This is a genomic window from Halalkalibacter oceani (assembly GCF_023715705.1).
GTDB classification, from domain to species: Bacteria; Bacillota; Bacilli; order Bacillales; family Bacillaceae_D; genus Halalkalibacter; species Halalkalibacter oceani_A.
In genome coordinates this window covers 1-255 of the sequence record NZ_JAMBOS010000118.1, presented here as the reverse complement: position 1 = coordinate 255, position 255 = coordinate 1, and the positions used below count along the sequence as shown (strand labels likewise).

Here is a 255-nt window from a genome sequence, read left to right as displayed (position 1 = left end):
CTAGCTGGAATTGGATATCAATTCTTTGACGTATGGCTGTGTATGACTGTAAGCGTAGTCGGTCCCACAATTCACTTTGACCGACAAGGATAAGCGCCATTGGACTTAGCGAATCCATTTTAAAGTTCAGAAGAAAACGGACCTCTTCAAGCATTTCCCGATCCAGAAGGTGAGCTTCATCCACTACGACTACTGGTTGTAGTCCTCGTATGCCTTTCATTAATTCAATCTCACGATGAAGTTGCCGTTTTGCAT

Annotated in this window: 1 protein-coding gene; it reads right to left on the bottom strand. The window is 43.5% G+C overall.

The features are described from left to right. Positions 1-255, bottom strand: a 255-nt coding sequence (locus M3212_RS21880; RefSeq protein WP_349774225.1) for an AAA family ATPase, incomplete at both ends; no start/stop codon positions are given.